The 17,530-nt window shown below is 45.0% G+C and carries 10 protein-coding genes and 2 pseudogenes; 11 read left to right on the top strand and 1 reads right to left on the bottom strand.

Annotated elements, in window-relative coordinates; genetic code table 11:
* Nucleotides 1–351: 351 nt before the first annotated feature.
* The 11 genes and pseudogenes from hsdR to AWU77_RS02880 all read left to right on the top strand — a co-directional run bounded on the left by hsdR (nucleotide 352) and on the right by AWU77_RS02880 (nucleotide 16,371).
* Nucleotides 352–3,861, top strand: a complete 3,510-nt coding sequence (gene hsdR / locus AWU77_RS02935; protein WP_062059033.1) for a type I restriction-modification system endonuclease — start codon at nucleotides 352–354, stop codon at nucleotides 3,859–3,861.
* A gap of 238 nt (nucleotides 3,862–4,099) precedes the next feature.
* Complete coding sequence (locus tag AWU77_RS02930; RefSeq protein ID WP_062059029.1) at nucleotides 4,100–5,176, top strand: Fic family protein; 1,077 nt, start codon at nucleotides 4,100–4,102, stop codon at nucleotides 5,174–5,176.
* Nucleotides 5,177–5,191: 15 nt separating this feature from the next.
* Nucleotides 5,192–6,868, top strand: a complete 1,677-nt coding sequence (locus AWU77_RS02925; protein WP_062059025.1) for an N-6 DNA methylase — start codon at nucleotides 5,192–5,194, stop codon at nucleotides 6,866–6,868.
* A complete protein-coding gene (locus AWU77_RS02920; protein WP_084617961.1) occupies nucleotides 6,865–8,250 on the top strand; it encodes a restriction endonuclease subunit S in 1,386 nt (461 codons plus the stop codon). The genes AWU77_RS02925 and AWU77_RS02920 overlap by 4 nt, the downstream gene beginning before the upstream one ends.
* On the top strand, nucleotides 8,247–9,458 hold the full coding sequence (locus tag AWU77_RS02915) for an McrB family protein (protein WP_084617959.1): 1,212 nt from the start codon (nucleotides 8,247–8,249) through the stop codon (nucleotides 9,456–9,458). The genes AWU77_RS02920 and AWU77_RS02915 overlap by 4 nt, the downstream gene beginning before the upstream one ends.
* Entirely contained in the window at nucleotides 9,455–10,720 is a 1,266-nt protein-coding gene (locus tag AWU77_RS02910; RefSeq protein ID WP_062059018.1) for a hypothetical protein, read from the top strand. Before AWU77_RS02915 ends, AWU77_RS02910 begins: the two co-directional genes overlap by 4 nt.
* Before the next feature lie 12 nt (nucleotides 10,721–10,732).
* Nucleotides 10,733–11,377 carry a hypothetical protein gene (locus AWU77_RS02905; protein ID WP_062059015.1) on the top strand — a complete coding sequence of 215 codons (645 nt, stop codon included), beginning with the start codon at nucleotides 10,733–10,735 and terminating at the stop codon, nucleotides 11,375–11,377.
* Nucleotides 11,370–12,026, top strand: a complete 657-nt coding sequence (locus AWU77_RS02900; protein ID WP_062059013.1) for a hypothetical protein — start codon at nucleotides 11,370–11,372, stop codon at nucleotides 12,024–12,026. Before AWU77_RS02905 ends, AWU77_RS02900 begins: the two co-directional genes overlap by 8 nt.
* Before the next feature lie 405 nt (nucleotides 12,027–12,431).
* Nucleotides 12,432–12,536: pseudogene (locus AWU77_RS20955) on the top strand (hypothetical protein); the annotation flags it as partial.
* 535 nt (nucleotides 12,537–13,071) lie between these two features.
* Nucleotides 13,072–14,071: pseudogene (locus AWU77_RS02890) on the top strand (IS481 family transposase).
* Nucleotides 14,072–15,348: 1,277 nt separating this feature from the next.
* On the top strand, nucleotides 15,349–16,371 hold the full coding sequence (locus tag AWU77_RS02880) for an IS110 family transposase (RefSeq protein WP_062059002.1): 1,023 nt from the start codon (nucleotides 15,349–15,351) through the stop codon (nucleotides 16,369–16,371).
* 465 nt (nucleotides 16,372–16,836) lie between these two features.
* On the opposite strand, the gene AWU77_RS02875 is transcribed toward AWU77_RS02880, so the two are convergent.
* Entirely contained in the window at nucleotides 16,837–17,415 is a 579-nt protein-coding gene (locus tag AWU77_RS02875; RefSeq protein ID WP_062058999.1) for a hypothetical protein, read from the bottom strand.
* Between the last annotated feature and the right edge of the window lie 115 nt (nucleotides 17,416–17,530).

Here is a 17,530-nt window from a genome sequence, read left to right as displayed (position 1 = left end):
TTTGAGGCAAGAAATGTATGTTAGTGAACTGTCCGAAGTTGGCGGAGGGGATCACCCTTTCATGCTGAGCGCGCGAAGAAAGATCCGGGGTACTGGAATCGTTTAGCCTGTTCAGCTGTGAACATGGGCGAGAGACCGCGTTAAACGTGTAAGAGCATGCTTGTTTAAGGGGGGTGCAAAATCTGCACGGGGGTATGCAGAATCTGCAGGGAGGTTAAATGGGTTTTATCTTAAGGTCTAAGGTAATCAAGGTTTAATGCTGATCTCCGCGTAATGCCGAGTAGTGGTCTTTGGTGTCTAACTTGGTTAGTATCCTGCTCTAATAAGAACTGCAGCAGCCGAGTAGGAAGCATGGCCGATACGACCAATTTTGATTTTCTTCAAGAACATGACCCCGTTTTCGTGCAGCTGGCGGCAGCGGCTGAGCGTTCTTTTATCAGTGATCCTAACACTACGCTGATTAAGCTGCGCCAACTGGGTGAAGCTATTGCTCAGGATTTGGCTGTTCGCTGCAATATCCGTTTTGATGACCGTACCACTCAGCTGGAATTGCTGCAGCAGATTCGCTATGAGATTCGCCTGGAACCTAATGTGCTGGAGCTGTTCCACTTATTGAGAGTGGAGGGTAATAAAGCAACTCACAAATTTAAAACTCACCACAAAGAAGCCATTACCGGTATGAGTGCCGCGCGTGAGTTGGCTGTTTGGTACCAGCGCGCCTTTGGTAAGCAAGGTGCTGCATTTAAGCCCGCGCCTTTTGTAGCCCTTAAAGATCCTTCAATCGAATTGCGCGAGCTGCAGGTTCAAATTGAGCAGTTAAAAAGCCAGCTAACAGAAACGAATCAACAGTCATCCGGCAATGCTCAGCTGCAAGAACTGTTACAGCGCGAAAAAGAAGAATACGAAGTACTCGCACAGCAGATGGATGCTGAAGCTCGCCAATACAAACAGCTTGCCCAAGACAATGAAAATAAACTTATCGCCCAGCAGCAAGAATTTGAAACGCGAATAAAACAGCTACAAGATGATCTTGCCCTCCAGTCAGCTGAACATCAAAAAGTCTTGCAGCAGCAAGTGGTGCAAGTAAGCCAAAAAACACAAAAGGCCAGCGCACAATTAACGCTGAATGAAGAGTTAACACGGATCATCATTGATCAGCAATTAATTGATGCAGGTTGGGTAGCGGATACCCAAGAACTGGATTACAAAAAGGGCGCTCGTCCTGAAAAAGGTAAGAACAAAGCGATTGCAGAGTGGCCCACAACAGGGGCACAACGCGCAGACTATGTGTTGTTTGCCGGGCTGATTCCCATTGCTGTAGTAGAGGCAAAGCGCGAAAACGAAAACGTCGCCGGTAAAATTCCACAAGCCGAACGCTATTCGCGTGGATTTAAAGCCGATGCAACGCTGGTGCCTGCTTGGGCGGAGCAGGGCAGAACCATTGCATGGCCAGATGCAGCCGACGGCCATTTCCATATTCCCTTTGTGTATTCCTGTAATGGCCGTGCTTTTGTAAAACAGTTGAAAGAACAATCCGGCACCTGGTTTAGAGATGTGCGCGAACCATCGAATATTGCTGAGCCGCGCGAAACATTTCATTCACCCGCTGGCCTGTTAGATAAATTAAAACGCAGCCGTGAACTAGCAGAACAAAAACTAAAAGCTGAAGGTTTTGCTTACCTCAAGTTGCGGGATTATCAAGAAAAAGCGATTGTTGCTGTTGAATCTGCACTAGCCAATGACCAGCGTAATTGTCTGCTGGCGATGGCAACCGGTACCGGAAAGACCCGCACCATTATCGGTTTGATTTATCGCTTTCTAAAAGCTGAACGGTTTAAACGCATTTTGTTTTTGGTGGATCGCACGGCCTTAGGAAATCAGGCATTGGATTCCTTTAAAGAAGCCAAGCTTGAAGAAAATAAAACCCTCTCCTCGATTTATAACATCGCCAAATTAGGTGATATGGCTGCTGAAGCGGAAACCCGTGTTCAAGTGGCTACCGTGCAGGCGATGGTGAAACGCTTATTCGCCTCTGACAACCCACCCACTATTGATGCCTACGATTGCATCATCGTAGACGAAGCTCACCGTGGTTATACTCTTGATCAGGAAATGACGGAGGGCGAATTAGCCACGCGCGATGCTGCGCAATATCTTTCCAGTTATCGCCGCGTATTAGACTATTTTGATACAGTTAAAATCGGATTAACCGCCACACCTGCAAAACACACCAGCGAGATTTTCGGTAAACCCGTTTATACCTATTCATACCGCGAGGCTGTGGCCGACGATTGGCTAATCGACCATGAACCGCCAATTCGCTATGAAACCTTATTGAGCAAAAATGGCATTAAGCTCGATAAAGGTTCGGCGGTCAGTGCGATCAATACCTATACAGGCGAAATTGAATCCGCCTTGCTGGAAGATGAAATCAATTTTGATGTGGAAGCCTTTAACCGCAAAGTCATTACCGAGGGGTTTAATCAGGTTATTTGCGAGCAATTAGCCAAAGAGTTAGATCCCTTTGGCGATGAAAAAACCATGATCTTTTGTGCGACCGATTTACATGCCGATATGGTTAAACGCCTGTTAGATGAAGCCTTTAAAGATATTCACAACGGCAGCTACAGCGAAGCCGCCGTGCGTAAAATTACTGGCAAAAGCGACAAGGTTGATCAGTTAATTCGCAACTACAAAAACGAACGTTACCCCAATATCGCCATCACCGTGGATTTATTAACAACGGGTATAGATGTTCCAAAAATTTGCCATTTAGTTTTTCTGCGCCGGGTTAAATCACGCATTTTGTACGAGCAAATGATTGGCCGTGCCACACGCCGTGCCGATGATATTGGCAAAACCGTATTTAAAATTTACGACCCGGTGGATATATACGCTGCCTTGCAAGCTGTCAGTACCATGAAGCCGCTGGTGCGTGATCCGAATATCACGCTCGAACAATTGGTTGATGAACTGACTAATCCCGATACGCTTGAAAAAGGCTTAAATGCACCCGGTGTGCAAGCCGAAACCTGTCACGCGCAAGATGTATTGGCAGAGCTTGGCCAAAAAGTGATGCGAGTAATGCGTAAAGCGAATAAAGCGGCAGAATCAAAGCCGGAGCTGAAGCAAAAGCTGGATGAATTGGAAAACCTTTGGGGTGTTGCACCGCAAAAATTGCATCAGTATTTACAAGAATTAGGTCCGCGCCAAGCGGCGGAGTTTATGCGCCGCAACAACGGCTTTATCAAATCAGTCGATGAAGTGAAGTTTATTCTGGGCAGCGAACATCGGCCGATTATTTATGAAGGACGCGATGAGTTTTTAACGCGCGAGCAAAACTTTGGCGTAAATGAAAAGCCTGCGGATTACTTGCTCAGCTTTAATGATTTTATTAAAAACAATATCAACCAGTCGGCCGCGCTGGCGGTAGTGGTGAATAAACCCAAAGATCTGACGCGCGAGCAACTCAAAGAAATCAAAGTGCTGTTGGATAACAACGGCTACAGCGAGACCAAACTCAAAGCCGCATGGCGCAACAGCACCAATCAGGAAATCGCCGCCAGCATTATTGGCCATATCCGCCAAGCAGCTTTGGGTGAGCCATTGATCCCCTTTGATCAGCGTGTAAACAATGCGCTGCAAAAAATCCTCGCATCACATTCTTGGTTGCCCCCGCAGCGAAAATGCCTTGAGCGCTTAGGTAAGCAGTTAGTGCATGAAGTCATTATTGATCACAACTTCGTCAATACTGCCTTTGCGCAAGAGGGCGGTGCCAAGCGAGTAGATAAGCTACTCAATAACCAACTGGATGAGGTGCTAAACACCTTGGCCGATGGGCTTTGGGGTGAGGCTGGCTAGTCCCCTAGGGCGAAAGGCAGCAGGTATAGAAAATGGTTTTTTTGTACCTGTAAGCTTCTACATGTTCATAAAACCCCACTTTCTATACATGACGATCCTGATATGTATATTTTTTTAGGTTTTCTATACATATAGCTACTGATATGTATAGATTTTTACGATTTTCTATACATAATGGCCCGGATATACATAGAGAAATGCCATTTTTATACATGGCGTCCAAAATAGGCCCCACTAAATGACTAGCTTCCCGCTGCGCGATTTACCCTTTGCCGATATAGACCAAATCGAGACTCGCGCCGTGCTTAAGAAAGTGGCTGAGGCTAACCGTTACCTGGCAGAGCTGAAAGGTGTCGGCAGTACCATCCCTAATGAAGCGATTTTAATCAGCACCTTGTCGCTACAAGAAGCCAAGCACAGCTCGGCGATTGAAAACATCGTCACCACACACGATGAAATGTACAAAGCAGAGCTATTTAACGACATGCCGGTGAATCCTGCTGCCAAAGAGGTTCAAGACTACGCAGTCGCGCTGCGCGAAGGTTTTGTTTCTGTGCGTTCTACAGGGCTTATTCGTTTGGCAGACATACTCTTTGTGCAGCAAACCCTGGAAAAAAATAACGCCGGATTTCGCAAGCTGCCCGGTACAGAGTTAAAAAATGCATTAACGGGGAAGGTTGTTTATACCCCGCCACAACACCCAGCCGATATAGAGCACCTAATGCAAAACCTGGTGAGCTATATAAATGACAATGAATTGTGTGATGCAGACCCATTGGTAAAAATGGCGTTGATTCACCATCAATTTGAAAGCATTCATCCCTTTTACGATGGCAATGGCCGCACGGGGCGCATCATCAATATGCTCTACCTTGTAGCCCAAGGTTTATTGGATTTACCCATTCTTTATCTCAGCCGTTATCTAATTCACACCAAATCGGAATACTACCGGCAACTACAAGCCGTGCGCGAAACCAATAACTGGGAAGCCTGGGTGCTCTACATGTTGGAAGGCGTAGTTCAAACGGCGCAAGAAACCATTGAGTTAGTCAAAGCCATTAAATCGCTTATGCAAGACTATAAAAACGCCATGCGAGAGCAACTGCCAAAAATTTACAGCCAGGAACTGTTAAATAACTTGTTTAGCCACCCCTACACAAAAATAGAATTTGTGATGAATGATTTGCAGGTGAGCCGCTTAACGGCAACCAAATATTTAGAGCAGCTAGTGGCAATTGGGCTAATTAAAAAAGAAAAAATTGGCCGAGCCAACTACTACATTAACCAACCCCTATTCGCGCTATTTACCGCGTAAACAATTGAGAACCCCATGACCAACAACGATATAGTCCAAAAACTCTGGAACCTCTGCGACGTACTGCGCGATGACGGCATCAACTACAGCGATTACGTTACCGAATTGGTGTTGCTGTTATTTATCAAAATGGAATATGAAAACACCGAAGCGGGTTTGCTGAATAAACACAAATTGCCCGAGGGCTGCCGTTGGGGTGATTTAAATGCGAAGTCTGGTTTAAATTTATTAAACGATTACAAGCGCATATTGCTAACCCTTTCCACTGGTAAAGATTTGGAAGGCAATCCGGTGGTCACTGATCCGCTAATTTTGGCAATCTATAACGATGCCCAAACCCGTCTGCGCGAGCCGCGCCATTTAGAGCAACTGATTAAAACGCTGGACGGCATCGATTGGTTTAGCGCGCAAAAAGATGGCTTGGGTGATTTATACGAAGGCCTGTTAGAAAAAAACGCCAACGAAACCAAATCCGGCGCGGGGCAATACTTCACCCCAAGAGCACTTATCGACAGCATAGTGCGCTGCATAAAACCGCAAGCGGGTGAAACCATACAAGACCCGGCAGCGGGCACCGCAGGCTTCTTAATTGCCGCCGATAAATACATTAAAGACGCCACCGACAATTTATTTGACCTCACCCAAAAACAAAAAGAGTTTCAATTAAATAACGCCTTCATTGGCGTGGAATTAGTGCCTAGCACTCGCCGCCTCGCGTTAATGAACTGTCTATTGCACGGCATGGAAGGTGATGACGAAGGCGTAGTGCATTTAGGCAACGCCTTGGGTGATGTGGGCAAAAGTTTAGACAAAGTCGATGTGGTGCTCGCCAACCCACCTTTCGGCACCGCAAAGGGCGGTGAAGCATCTATCACACGTGACGATTTAACCTACAAAACCAGCAACAAACAGCTTGCGTTTTTGCAACATATTTACCGCACCCTAAAACCCGGTGGCCGCGCCGCGGTGGTATTGCCCGACAACGTATTATTTGAAGCAGGCCAAGGCACGGAAATTCGCCGCGACCTTATGGATAAATGCAACCTGCACACCATTCTGCGTTTACCCACCGGGATTTTTTACGCGGCGGGTGTAAAAACCAACGTGCTGTTTTTTACCAAAGGCACTGCGCAAAACCCCAAGCAAGAAGAAGGCTGCACCAAAAATGTGTGGGTGTACGACTTGCGCACCAACATGCCCAGCTTTGGCAAACGCACGCCCTTTGGTGAGCAACATTTAAAACCTTTTGAAGCCTGTTACGAACTTTTGCACTCCGTAGGTTGGGCTGAGCGCAGCGATGCCCAACAATCCGACCTGCCCGCAACCACGTCGCCCAGCCAGTGTTGGGCATCGCAAGCTCAGCGCCAACCTACATTATGCGACTTCGCATGGATGGCCGATGATGTTGAAAGAACCCCCGAAAATTCCCGCCTACGAAACTTCACCCGCGATTATATTCGCGACACCAAAGGCGACTCGCTGGATATTTCATGGCTAAAAGATAATGACTCGGTTGATGCTGCCAGTTTGCCCGAGCCGGATGTATTGGCGGCGGAAGCTATGAGTGAATTGACTGAGGCGTTAAGAGAGTTAGATGGTTTGCTCGCGGCATTAGGCGCGGGGGATCAAGCCAAGGTGCAGAAAGATTTGTTGGCTGAGGTGTTGGGTTTGGGTGATGGGGTGAAGGTGTGAGTGAGTTTACTTTGCCGGAAGGGTGGGTAGAAACGCCGCTGGGCGAATATCTATATTTAAAAAATGGTTACGCATTTAAAAGTAATTCTTACGTCGCAAAAGATGAAGACACTGTTCCCGTGATTCGCATTTCTGATATTGATGGAAAGCTTGCTACTGATGAAACAGCAATACATGTGAGAAAAGCAGATGTTGTCGCTGGCTTTGAGATTAAAAAAGGTGACTTGCTAATTGCAATGTCTGGTGCAACAACAGGAAAAGTTGGCGTTTACAACGGTTCCGAACCTGCATATCAAAATCAGCGCGTTGGTAATTTAAAGCTTCATTCGGATGCGTTTGGTTCGGCAAAATATAAAGACCATTTAATTGCTTCATTGACTCCCGAAATACTTAAAGTTGCTTACGGAGGGGCGCAGCCAAATATTTCAGGAAAAGCTATTGAGGAATTTTTGGTGGCGCTTCCCCCCCTCGCCGAACAACAACAAATCGCCCAAAAACTCGATGAACTTCTCGCGCAGGTAGACACCCTTAAAGCCCGCCTCGACGCTATCCCCAATATCCTAAAACGCTTCCGCCAATCGGTGATCGCCGCTGCGGTTAGTGGGAGGTTGACTGAGGAGTGGAGGGGTTCCAATGGAATTGAATATAGCTATGCGGAAGATAAGCTTTCAAATCTCATAAATGAAATGCGCAACGGTTTATCTGCGAAGCCAAATGAGCAAGGGCTTGGCGTTCCTATCTTGAGAATTAGTTCTGTCCGTTCTCTTTTTGTTGATCAAGTGGATGTTAGATTTTTGGAACTAGATGAAATTGAGGTTCAGCGTTATTCATTGAAGCCAGAGGATTTGCTTTTTACTCGTTACAATGGAAGTTTAGAATTTGTCGGCGTGTGTGGGCAAGTTAGAAAGTTATCGCATGAGAATCTGGTTTACCCTGACAAGCTAATTCGGGTAAGAGTTAACAAAGAAAAAATTATTCCAAGTTACCTTGAGTTGTATTACGCATCCGCAGATGTACGAGAGTTTGTAATGTCGTTGGTTAAATCAACATCTGGGCAAAAGGGCATCTCGGGGCAAGATTTAAAAGATATGAATATTTGTTTTCCTTCGGTTGTGGAACAAACCGAAATCGTCCGCCGCGTAGAAAAACTCTTCGCCTATGCCGACCAAATCGAACAGCGCGTAAAAGACGCCCAAGCCCGCGTAAACCACCTAACCCAAAGCATCCTAGCCAAAGCCTTCCGCGGCGAACTCACCGCCGACTGGCGCGCGCAGAATCCGGAGTTAATTTCCGGCGAGAATTCGGCGGCAGCACTGTTAGAGAGGATTAAGGTGGAGCGTGCGGCAGCAGCAAAACCTAAGAAGAAGGTCGCGGCACGATGAATTTTTGGCATATACAAATGCACCCAGATGATCCACAGGGTGTTAATGAAGCGCAGATTTTAAAAGAGACAGGATTGATAGGCTTGGGGGAATGGGAAGAAGGTCAGTCAGCAATGAACGACTTTATAAATAAAATGAACGTCGGAGATATAGTCGCTGTTAGAAAAGGAAAGACGCTTGTTGCATTAGTTGAGGTTGTGGGCGGACATGAATATGTAAGTGATACTACGGGTCGCCTGGATTGGTTTGTTAACAGAAGGAAGGTAAAAATATTAGATTGGAATGATTCTGGTAGGACTATACCAATGGCAACGGGGACCTTAACTCGATGCGCAAATGAATCAACACCTACAATGCAAATTATTGTTGGTTGGTATAACGAGGTTATTGAAGCCATGAATGGCACTAAAATTTTGGAACTGTTAAAGGTTAAACCACAAATTATTTTGCAAGGCGCCCCCGGTACAGGAAAAACCCGTACTGCTAAAGAAATAGCTTGCTGTTTACTAAGCTCGGATTTTACAGAGCTAAACTCACACCCTAACTTTAAGCTAATTCAATTCCATCCTGCGTTTAGCTATGAAGATTTTGTGCGGGGTATTGTTACCCGTGTTGCAAATGGTTCCGTAGTTTACGAAGTGAAAAATAAAGTACTTGCGGATATTGCCGAGGCAGCACTAAAAAATCCATGTGCGCCGCATGTACTTATTATCGACGAAATTAACCGAGCCAATCTTCCTGCGGTACTTGGCGAGTTAATTTATGCGCTTGAATACCGTGGCGAAGCCGTAAATTCCCTGTACGAATTAAATGGATGTTCGAAATTAATTCTTCCTCCGAATCTTTACATTATCGCCACTATGAATACTGCTGATCGCAGTGTGGGTACTATTGATTATGCCATTCGCCGCCGCTTTCCATTTTTTACAGTTCCTGCAAGTGTTGCAGTAATTGAAGCGCAGCCCACTAGTCAGTGTAGGGAAAAAGCGGTTGCCTTATTTAAAATAATAGAAAATATTTTTAAGACAAAGCTGTTGCCTGATTATGCAATAGAGGATTTAATGATTGGGCATAGCTATTTCCTTGCAGAGTCAGAAGAGGAACTAAACTCAAGATTGGAGCATGAAATTAAACCCTTGCTGCGTGAATATATTAAAGATGGAATTTTACTGGGCGCAACCAGTGATGTGTTAGAGCTATCTGTATGACTCTAATCATTCAAACGCAAGAGCATCAGCGTGTAATACATGAGTTCTCTCAGAGTGTTGACGAACTAATGTTATCGCCCGCCGCACAGCGTTTGCAGTTTAAAAAATGCGATGAATCGGGTCGGCTTTTGGCTAATTATTATGTGGGAACGGATTGGTTAGTATCTGGAGAGTCAGCTCTTAAAGTTTTACCGAAAATCGCGGGTCTGGATATTTTGCAAACTTTTATGGATTGCTTTGCGACCCCCGAATCAGCCTCAGCATTAAATTCAGTTAGACGTGATGAAAAATTATACGAAATCTTTTTTGATGAGCCTCCTGTTCCTGTCACTGAATCAGAGTTGAGTGCGCCTATTTTATTAATCTTGCACTATGTTCAACTGCTTCAGGGGTTGGTGCGTAAAGGGTTGCAAAAAGGTTATGTAACTGTAGAGCGACCATTACAGTCTAATTTAAAAGGTAAAGTTCTGGTTGGAAAAAACATAAAGGCACAACTGGCTAGCCATAACATGGCGTCTACTTGGTGCCGCTATACGGAATATACGCTCAATTGCTCAATTAACCGTTTGTTAAAAAGGGCGTTGTTGATCTCCAATAGTTATTTACTGACTAGTGGTGTTGATCTGAAAAATATAAGTTCAACGCTGGGTTGTTGTAAGGCCGCGTTCGAGCAGGTGGATGAAGATATTCAGCCGCATGAAATAGGCCTTATCAAGTTCAATCATTTTTATAAAGAATATGGTCAGACCACAGACCTTGCCAAAAAAATCCTAAAACTATTTGGCAATTCGCTTGAACGTACGACCCAGTCAAAAGCTTTAACCCCTCCCTTTTACATCAATATGGCGCTGCTTTTTGAAATTTATGTACTGTCTTTACTCAAAAAGTCGCGCGGCAAATCTATTCAGTATCAAGTAAGAGGTTGTGCGGGTACTGAGGTGGATTTTATTGATACGCAAGAACAGTTAATTATTGATACAAAATACAAATCCAGTTATAGCAAATTCGACAACAACAAATCTTACCTAATTGATGATGCTCGACAACTGAGCGGTTATGCGCGTGACAGGAAGCTCAACATCGCTTTGGGAGTGGAGGAGCATGCCATGCCTATTACCAACGTTAAATGTTTGATTATTTACCCTAGTGCTAGCGGCCTAACTGAACTTGCCGAATACAGTAGTAAAGCGGAAATTAAGGAATTTACCAATTTTTATAAATTGGGCGTAAAGCTGCCGACTAAGACTACCCATCATTTTTAAGTGAGTGTTGCAATGAAATCCCCCACCTCCGTAAAAACCTTAGAAGAATTTGGCCGAGTCCAATTATCCAAATCTTTTTTTATGCGTGATTTTCTCTACTCCGAAATATCACAAATCGAAAGAATCCCCAATATCCCTGACAATCACGACTTGGCGATTGCGGCGGGTAAGGCACTTTGTGAGAACGTGTTGGAGCCTCTTCAAGACGCTTTGGGGCGTATTGCGATTCGCTCGGCGTTTCGCTCTTGTGCGGTCAACGCCAAAGGGGCGGAGAATAAGAACCAATACAACTGTGCTCGCAATGAGGCCAATTATTCCGGGCATATATGGGATATGCGCGATGAAGATGGTCTTATGGGGGCGACGGCTTGTGTGGTTGTTACCCGCTTTCTTCCATATTACGAAGCAACCAAAGATTGGCAGGCGCTGGCGTGGTGGATTCACGACAACATTCCTGGTTACTCCCACATGTATTTTTTCCCTAAATTGGCAGCTTTTAATCTGTCATGGCATGAACGGCCTTCGAAACGTATCGATAGCTACATAGACCCTAAAGGGTGTCTGACTAAGCCGGGTATGGAAAATCATACGGGTGACCACTCGGCAGCTTATCAAGGTTTTATCGATAGTCTCCGTGATTTGGGCAAGCATGATTAAGCAGCTCCTGAAATATAAAATATGCCGACAGATTTTCACTCCTTTTGCCTATAGGCGAGAGCAAGAAAGAAATGCCTACTTGAATACAGTTAGAGCTGAGGTAGAGGAGCTCTTCGGTAAGTTAACGAGATGTGCTGGCAAAGTTACTTTGGTATCGCCTGTTTACTATCGAGAGGGTTTAATACAAGAGCGCCACCGATTTTTGCCGGACTTTATTGAAAATGGCGAGGTGCGGGGCGAGGTTTTAATAAAATCGGCGGAGCTTGTTGACCATCTGGAAGCTAGTAGCCGGGGCCATTACGGTTGGAGTGATTATGAAATTTGGCTTACGGCCTTTGTTGATTGGCTAAAAAGTGCGGATATGTCTGCTGAGCCAGCAACGATAATCCCTAAGCTGCTGCACACCAAGCTAATCGAATCCATCATTCCTGATTTGCTCAAGAAATGCCCTGTGGATGTGTTTTGCTGGGACTGCCGACAAAATTACTCAAATCTCACTTTTGTCTCCAACCAACCCAGGTTAACAAAGGGATGGAATTTTTTTGAAGAGACTTGGCGCTGCGCCGAGGGGCATTCAATCTATAAATTTATTGAAGATATGCATGTCATTGGTTGTTTTCCGCGCACTGATACTGAAAATCTTGATTAGGTACTGAAGCCGTCTCCCTCCTTATTGGCTTTTGTAGTACCATGCGGGACGTTGTGGGATCGAGATATTCGATCTCTAGCCGGAAAAAGTGTTAATTATTTTGAACAGTTTTTTTAGGGCGATTTGCGGAATTTTAAAGTGGATTTCGGTGATCCGGACTGGTACCGAGTGCACGATGAAAACTGGGGGCACAAAGAGGGGTACTTTTTACCTTTGCCAGTTTTGAGGCTAGTAATTTCAAGCGTTCTGGCTGGGTTTTCGAGTGAGGCCCAGGGCACCAAAAGAAAGTTTGATGACTTCCCAAAACATCCCTAAAGCCCCGTTATTCGGGGCTTTTTGCTTTCTGGTGTTCCATCGTCCTATAAAAACCAATAAAAGTTACCCCCATTTGGGGGCAAAGAAAAGAAGCTCGCGCTTGGGGTCTATCCTGTTGTGGGTATCGCGCAAGCGAGAGAGAGGATGCGTGATGCCAAGCTTCAGTTGGCAGAGAATCAGAATCAGGTTTGGTAAAAAAGCAGATAAAGCTGGCAAAGCAGTTTTTACAGGCCAATACCTTCTCGGGAGTTGGGGAAGAGTTTATTGATAAACGAACGTAAGCGCAGCCCCAACCAAACCCTTGACGGCGCACTATAGCCAATTTCCTACAAGCTTTTCCGCTTTTTACGGCTATTGCCGCTGATGTAAATCATTAAAATAGCAACCACAAGGACGTCGCCGATACAGGAGTGCGGTGAAGGGAGTTGTGCTTCAGGAAGAAGTGGTTAAATGGAGAAAAAGGGATCAGGCACCGGATGCCGTGGCAATTAGGATGATTGCTTACCCGCGCAGGAGCAAAGGGGCTAGCAGGATGCAACGCCCCTTGTTTATGTTGATGTGTGCTATGGCATTTAACCTTTAAGCATCCCAAACATTGGGGCGCGATAAGTTTCGGTAGCTTAATTTGTACTAGTCGCGACCTGATCTGACACTTCTACTTGAAAGAAGAGAGTTACCGGTTTTGAATATGGGTGTCGAATCCTAAAACAAAACCATAAAGGTAACTCTCATGCTACATACTAACAATCCCATCATAAAACACAAAGCTGGCCTGCTGAATCTGGCGGAAGAGCTTGGCAATGTATCAAAAGCCTGCAAGGTAATGGGCTTCTCTCGCGACACTTTTTATCGTTATCAAGAGTTGGCGCAAGAAGGTGTTGTTGATGCGCTGATAAGCCGCAGCAAGCGCACTCCGAATCTTAAAAACCGTATCGATCCTGCAATAGAAAAAGCGGTTCTTGATTATGCCGTTGAACAACCTGCACATGGTCAGCATCGAACCAGCAATGAATTGCGTAAAGCGGGTATTTTCGTATCTGGCAGTGGCGTACGTTCAATTTGGCTGAGGCATGGTGTCGAGAGTTTTAAAAAGCGATTACAGGCACTGGAGGATAAGGTTGCCAAAGAAGGTATTCTACTAACGGACAGCCAGATTGCCGCCTTAGAACGCAAGAAGATTGATGATGAAGCTTCCGGTGAAATTGAAACGCATCATCCTGGCTATCTTGGTTCGCAAGATACGTTTTATGTAGGAAACCTCAAAGGCGTAGGCCGGATATATCAGCAAACGTTTGTAGACACCTACAGCAAAGTGGCGTTAGCCAAGCTTTATACCAGCAAAAGACCAATCACGTCAGCCGATCTGCTCAATGACAAAGTTTTGCCATTCTTCACTCAGCAGCAGCTGCCTATGCTGAGAATTCTCACGGATCGGGGTACGGAATATTGTGGCCGAATGGATCGGCATGATTATCAGCTTTATCTCGCCATCAATGATATTGATCACACGAAAACAAAAGCGCAGTCGCCGCAAACGAATGGCATCTGTGAACGCTTCCATAAAACGATACTGCAAGAGTTTTATCAGGTAACGTTCCGCAAAAAACTTTATGCAACGCTGGAGGAGTTGCAAAAGGATCTGGACGAATGGATGAAATACTACAACAATATTGGAAACTTTGCTGGATGGAAAGAAGGTTTGGGCAGAAAAGAATTTAGCTCAAATCTAAACTGACAGGCACTTGTAAAAACCGGTAACTGTCAGATCAGGTCTGAGCTAGTACATTTAAACGAAATAACCTAAGCTTTTCCCGTTTTTCTATTGGCACTTACTTTCCGCAATCACAAATCTAAAAACGACATAACCTGAAACTTGACGATTTTAGCTTTGCTTTTACAAACCAGCGAAGCAAGGTACAAATAAAATTTGCTTTACCTTCGTAACGTTAAGCACAACGGCAGTTTGTAAGTTGTGCGTTGTGGAATACTTTTGCGAAGCAAAACCACAAAAGCGCGACTTACAAACTGTCCAGCCACGCAGTGGCGTGTTGCTGCGCCTTGTTAAGCTCCGCCATTCATGGCACTTATAAATTTGGTGCGGGGAGGGGGAATTGAACCCCCTCTCGTTTCTCCTGGATCAGGCAGGCAATTCACAATTACTGATCTCTCGTTCGGATTGAAAGTGTCCCACCAGGCCCGCAGAAACGCCACTCCCCACCAAACGCATGTATTAAATACGATCAAATTATTCATGATTACCTCCATTACGGCTTTCGCTTTCACTTCAATATTCACTCCCAACCCGAACGAGATCACCGCTTTTGCTTCAATACCTGCCGTTACCTCCAAGTCTTTAAAATTTGTACGCTTAACGCCGCAATAAGCGGTGGTTGTTAAGTAGCACGTTTGCCATAAAATGGAGCGAAGCGGAATGGCAAACGTGCTACTTAACAACCATCCGTTTCATTGCCTTGTTATAAGACAAAATATGAAAACCACACTTTTCGGCCGCACTCATGCGGACTAAGTTAAAAACACCACTTCGCACTTTTACAAAAAACCGAACATTCAATTCACTGAGAATTTACTACGAGCTTTCGACGCTGGCAAGATAACCGCCGATGAATTTAATTTTACTCGCCAAGTAAAAACGGTTTCTACTTCGTGGCGCAATGGCTACGCACAACAAAGGCGACAACTCGATGAAACACATTTCGCAACAAACCAACCGAAAGCACGACTTTCTAACTTGCACGGCGTTGCTCTAAAACTTTCTAACGAAGCACCACAAAACACTAGACAAGAAAACTGAACCTTGAAAATTATGATTCTTTCGTTCGGGCTTTCGACATTCAAAATTGAGCTGAACTTTAACCAACCATCAATTTTTTAAAGTGCGCCAATACATTTTGTGTATAACGAATGATATGGACTCCCCCTCTTAACACGCAGCCCTGTGCTGGCGTAAATTATCGGTGATGTCATAACCACCAGAGGAGCAATTTTCATGAATCTTACAACACTCGGTATTGATTTGGCGAAAACTTCTTTTAGTCTCGTCGGCATGGATAAACATGGCAAAGTGATCCTGCGTAAAACGCTTAAACGCGCACAGCTATTGCCCTTTATAGCGCAATGCTCTCCCTGTTTAATCGGTATGGAAGCATGTAGCGGCGCTCACTACTGGGGTCGTGAGTTTCATAAGCTCGGACACATGGTGGGCATTATGGCGTGTAAATTTATAGCGCCGTTTCGCAAAGGAGGCAAAAACGATAACAACGATGCCGAAGCCATTTGTGAAGCCGTCAGTCGCTCCACTATCTGGTTCGTTCCGGTAAAAACAGCAGAGCAACAAGCGCAGCTCTGTGTACATCGCGTACGTCAAGGCCTTATTGCTGAACGCACCGCACTGATCAATCAATTACGTGGTTTGCTGAGTGAATTCGGCATCGTAATGCCCAAGGGGCGCTATCCTGCACAACGTGAAATTCCGCTGATTTTAGAAGATGCCAATAACGGATTACCTATGCTCGCGCGGCAGATGATTACCAACCTTTGGGAGCGCATCAAAATTGCCAGCGAACAAATTCTGTTTTATGACCGCGAGCTGCGCAAGCAAGCACACCACAATGCTGTCGCGAAACGACTGCTGACCATTCCCGGTGTTGGCGAACAGGTTGCCTCCGGTGTTGTTGCCAGCGTACCCGATCCGTCACTCTTTAAAAATTCCCGTCAGTTCGCCGCCTGGCTCGGATTAGTGCCTAGGCAATACACCACGGGTGGCAAAATTCGTTTAGGCAGAATTACCAAGCAAGGCGATCGCTATTTGCGAATGTGTTTAGTGCATGGAGCAAGAGCGGTTATTGCCAATCTAAAAGACAAACAAGATAAAGTCAGTTGCTGGGCACGTGAATTAATTTCGCGTCGAGGTTATTTGCGCGCAGTGGTGGCAATGGCTGCGAGAAATGCACGATTAATCTGGACGCTCATGGTGAAGCAGGAGGATTACAAAGCCCAGCCCACCAACTAATTGCACAACACCAACAAACACTCACGCAAAAGGAGAAAAGCAAAAGCGGTTAATCAGTAAAATGTAAAAAGAGTTCCGTGCTATTCATCAACAAAAAATGAATAGCAGCCCACCGAGTCCTGCGAAGGCGTCGATGACAATCAGGTCAGACTGGGGGAGCCAAAGCCTGTTGAGCTCGGTGATCATCAAGATCGTCTAACGAATGAGGCAGCTCCCAGCGAATACTCATCTTGGTTCAGGCAAGAAATAATTTGCCGTTAGTAAACCGAATGTAGAGGTGCAGTCTATTTCTGAAAGTCAAAAGCGGTCTTAGCTTGACACTTGGGGGAGTCCATGTAGCCGAGCTAAGCGGCAGTTTTTAAGTTGTAGTTTTGTGGAATACTTTTGCGCAGCAAAACCACAAAACTGCGACTTAAAAACTGTCCAAGGAGCGAAGCGACTGATGCTTGAGCGACTTGTTATACATTACTCTGATGGAATGGGTTTAAGCGCTTCATATTTAACTTTTAGCACTTTACCATTAATTTCAAAACACTCGAACAATGTTCGATAACCCAGAACTATTCTCATAATTAATGCTAGTTGATGCCTTGCGTCATGACACCTTTTAATTGAAAACTCAAAGTCTTCAACTGTAGGATTCGATATTTTTGTAGCCGCTCCGTTTTTATTTGAACCAAGCTTTGAGCCAGCAATATGGAACTGCAACGCACCCTCTTCATTCGTAGCAAAGGGAAGCCAGTGAGAATGTAAAAATATATTTCGCTGTTCTATTATTTCATGAAATTGGCTAAATACTTTTGAGAACACTTTTTTCTCTTCTTCATTTTTAGCTACGACAGAATTAACTAGTGCTTGAAGCTTTGAAAGTAAAGGAGCAGCGGTTAAACCCTCCAGAATAATTTCGTGAACATCTGAATTTCTTAAACCTTGGATAGTGAGCACATCAATAATTCGATCCTGAATTGAAAGGCAAAAATCTTCAAGTCCGGTGATGTAACGTCCAAGCATTTCATACATTTTTTCTTCACTATCAAATGACATTTTGATATTTCCGGTTTTTGTATAACGTTAAGCACAACGGCAGTTTGTAAGTTGTGCGTTGTGGAATACTTTTGCGAAGCAAAACCACATAAGCGCGACTTACAAACTGTCCAGC

Source organism: Cellvibrio sp. OA-2007, assembly GCF_000953825.1.
In the GTDB taxonomy this organism is placed as follows: domain Bacteria; phylum Pseudomonadota; class Gammaproteobacteria; order Pseudomonadales; family Cellvibrionaceae; genus Cellvibrio.
Note: the sequence above shows the minus strand (reverse complement) of the source record. Positions and strands in the feature narration are given on the sequence as shown.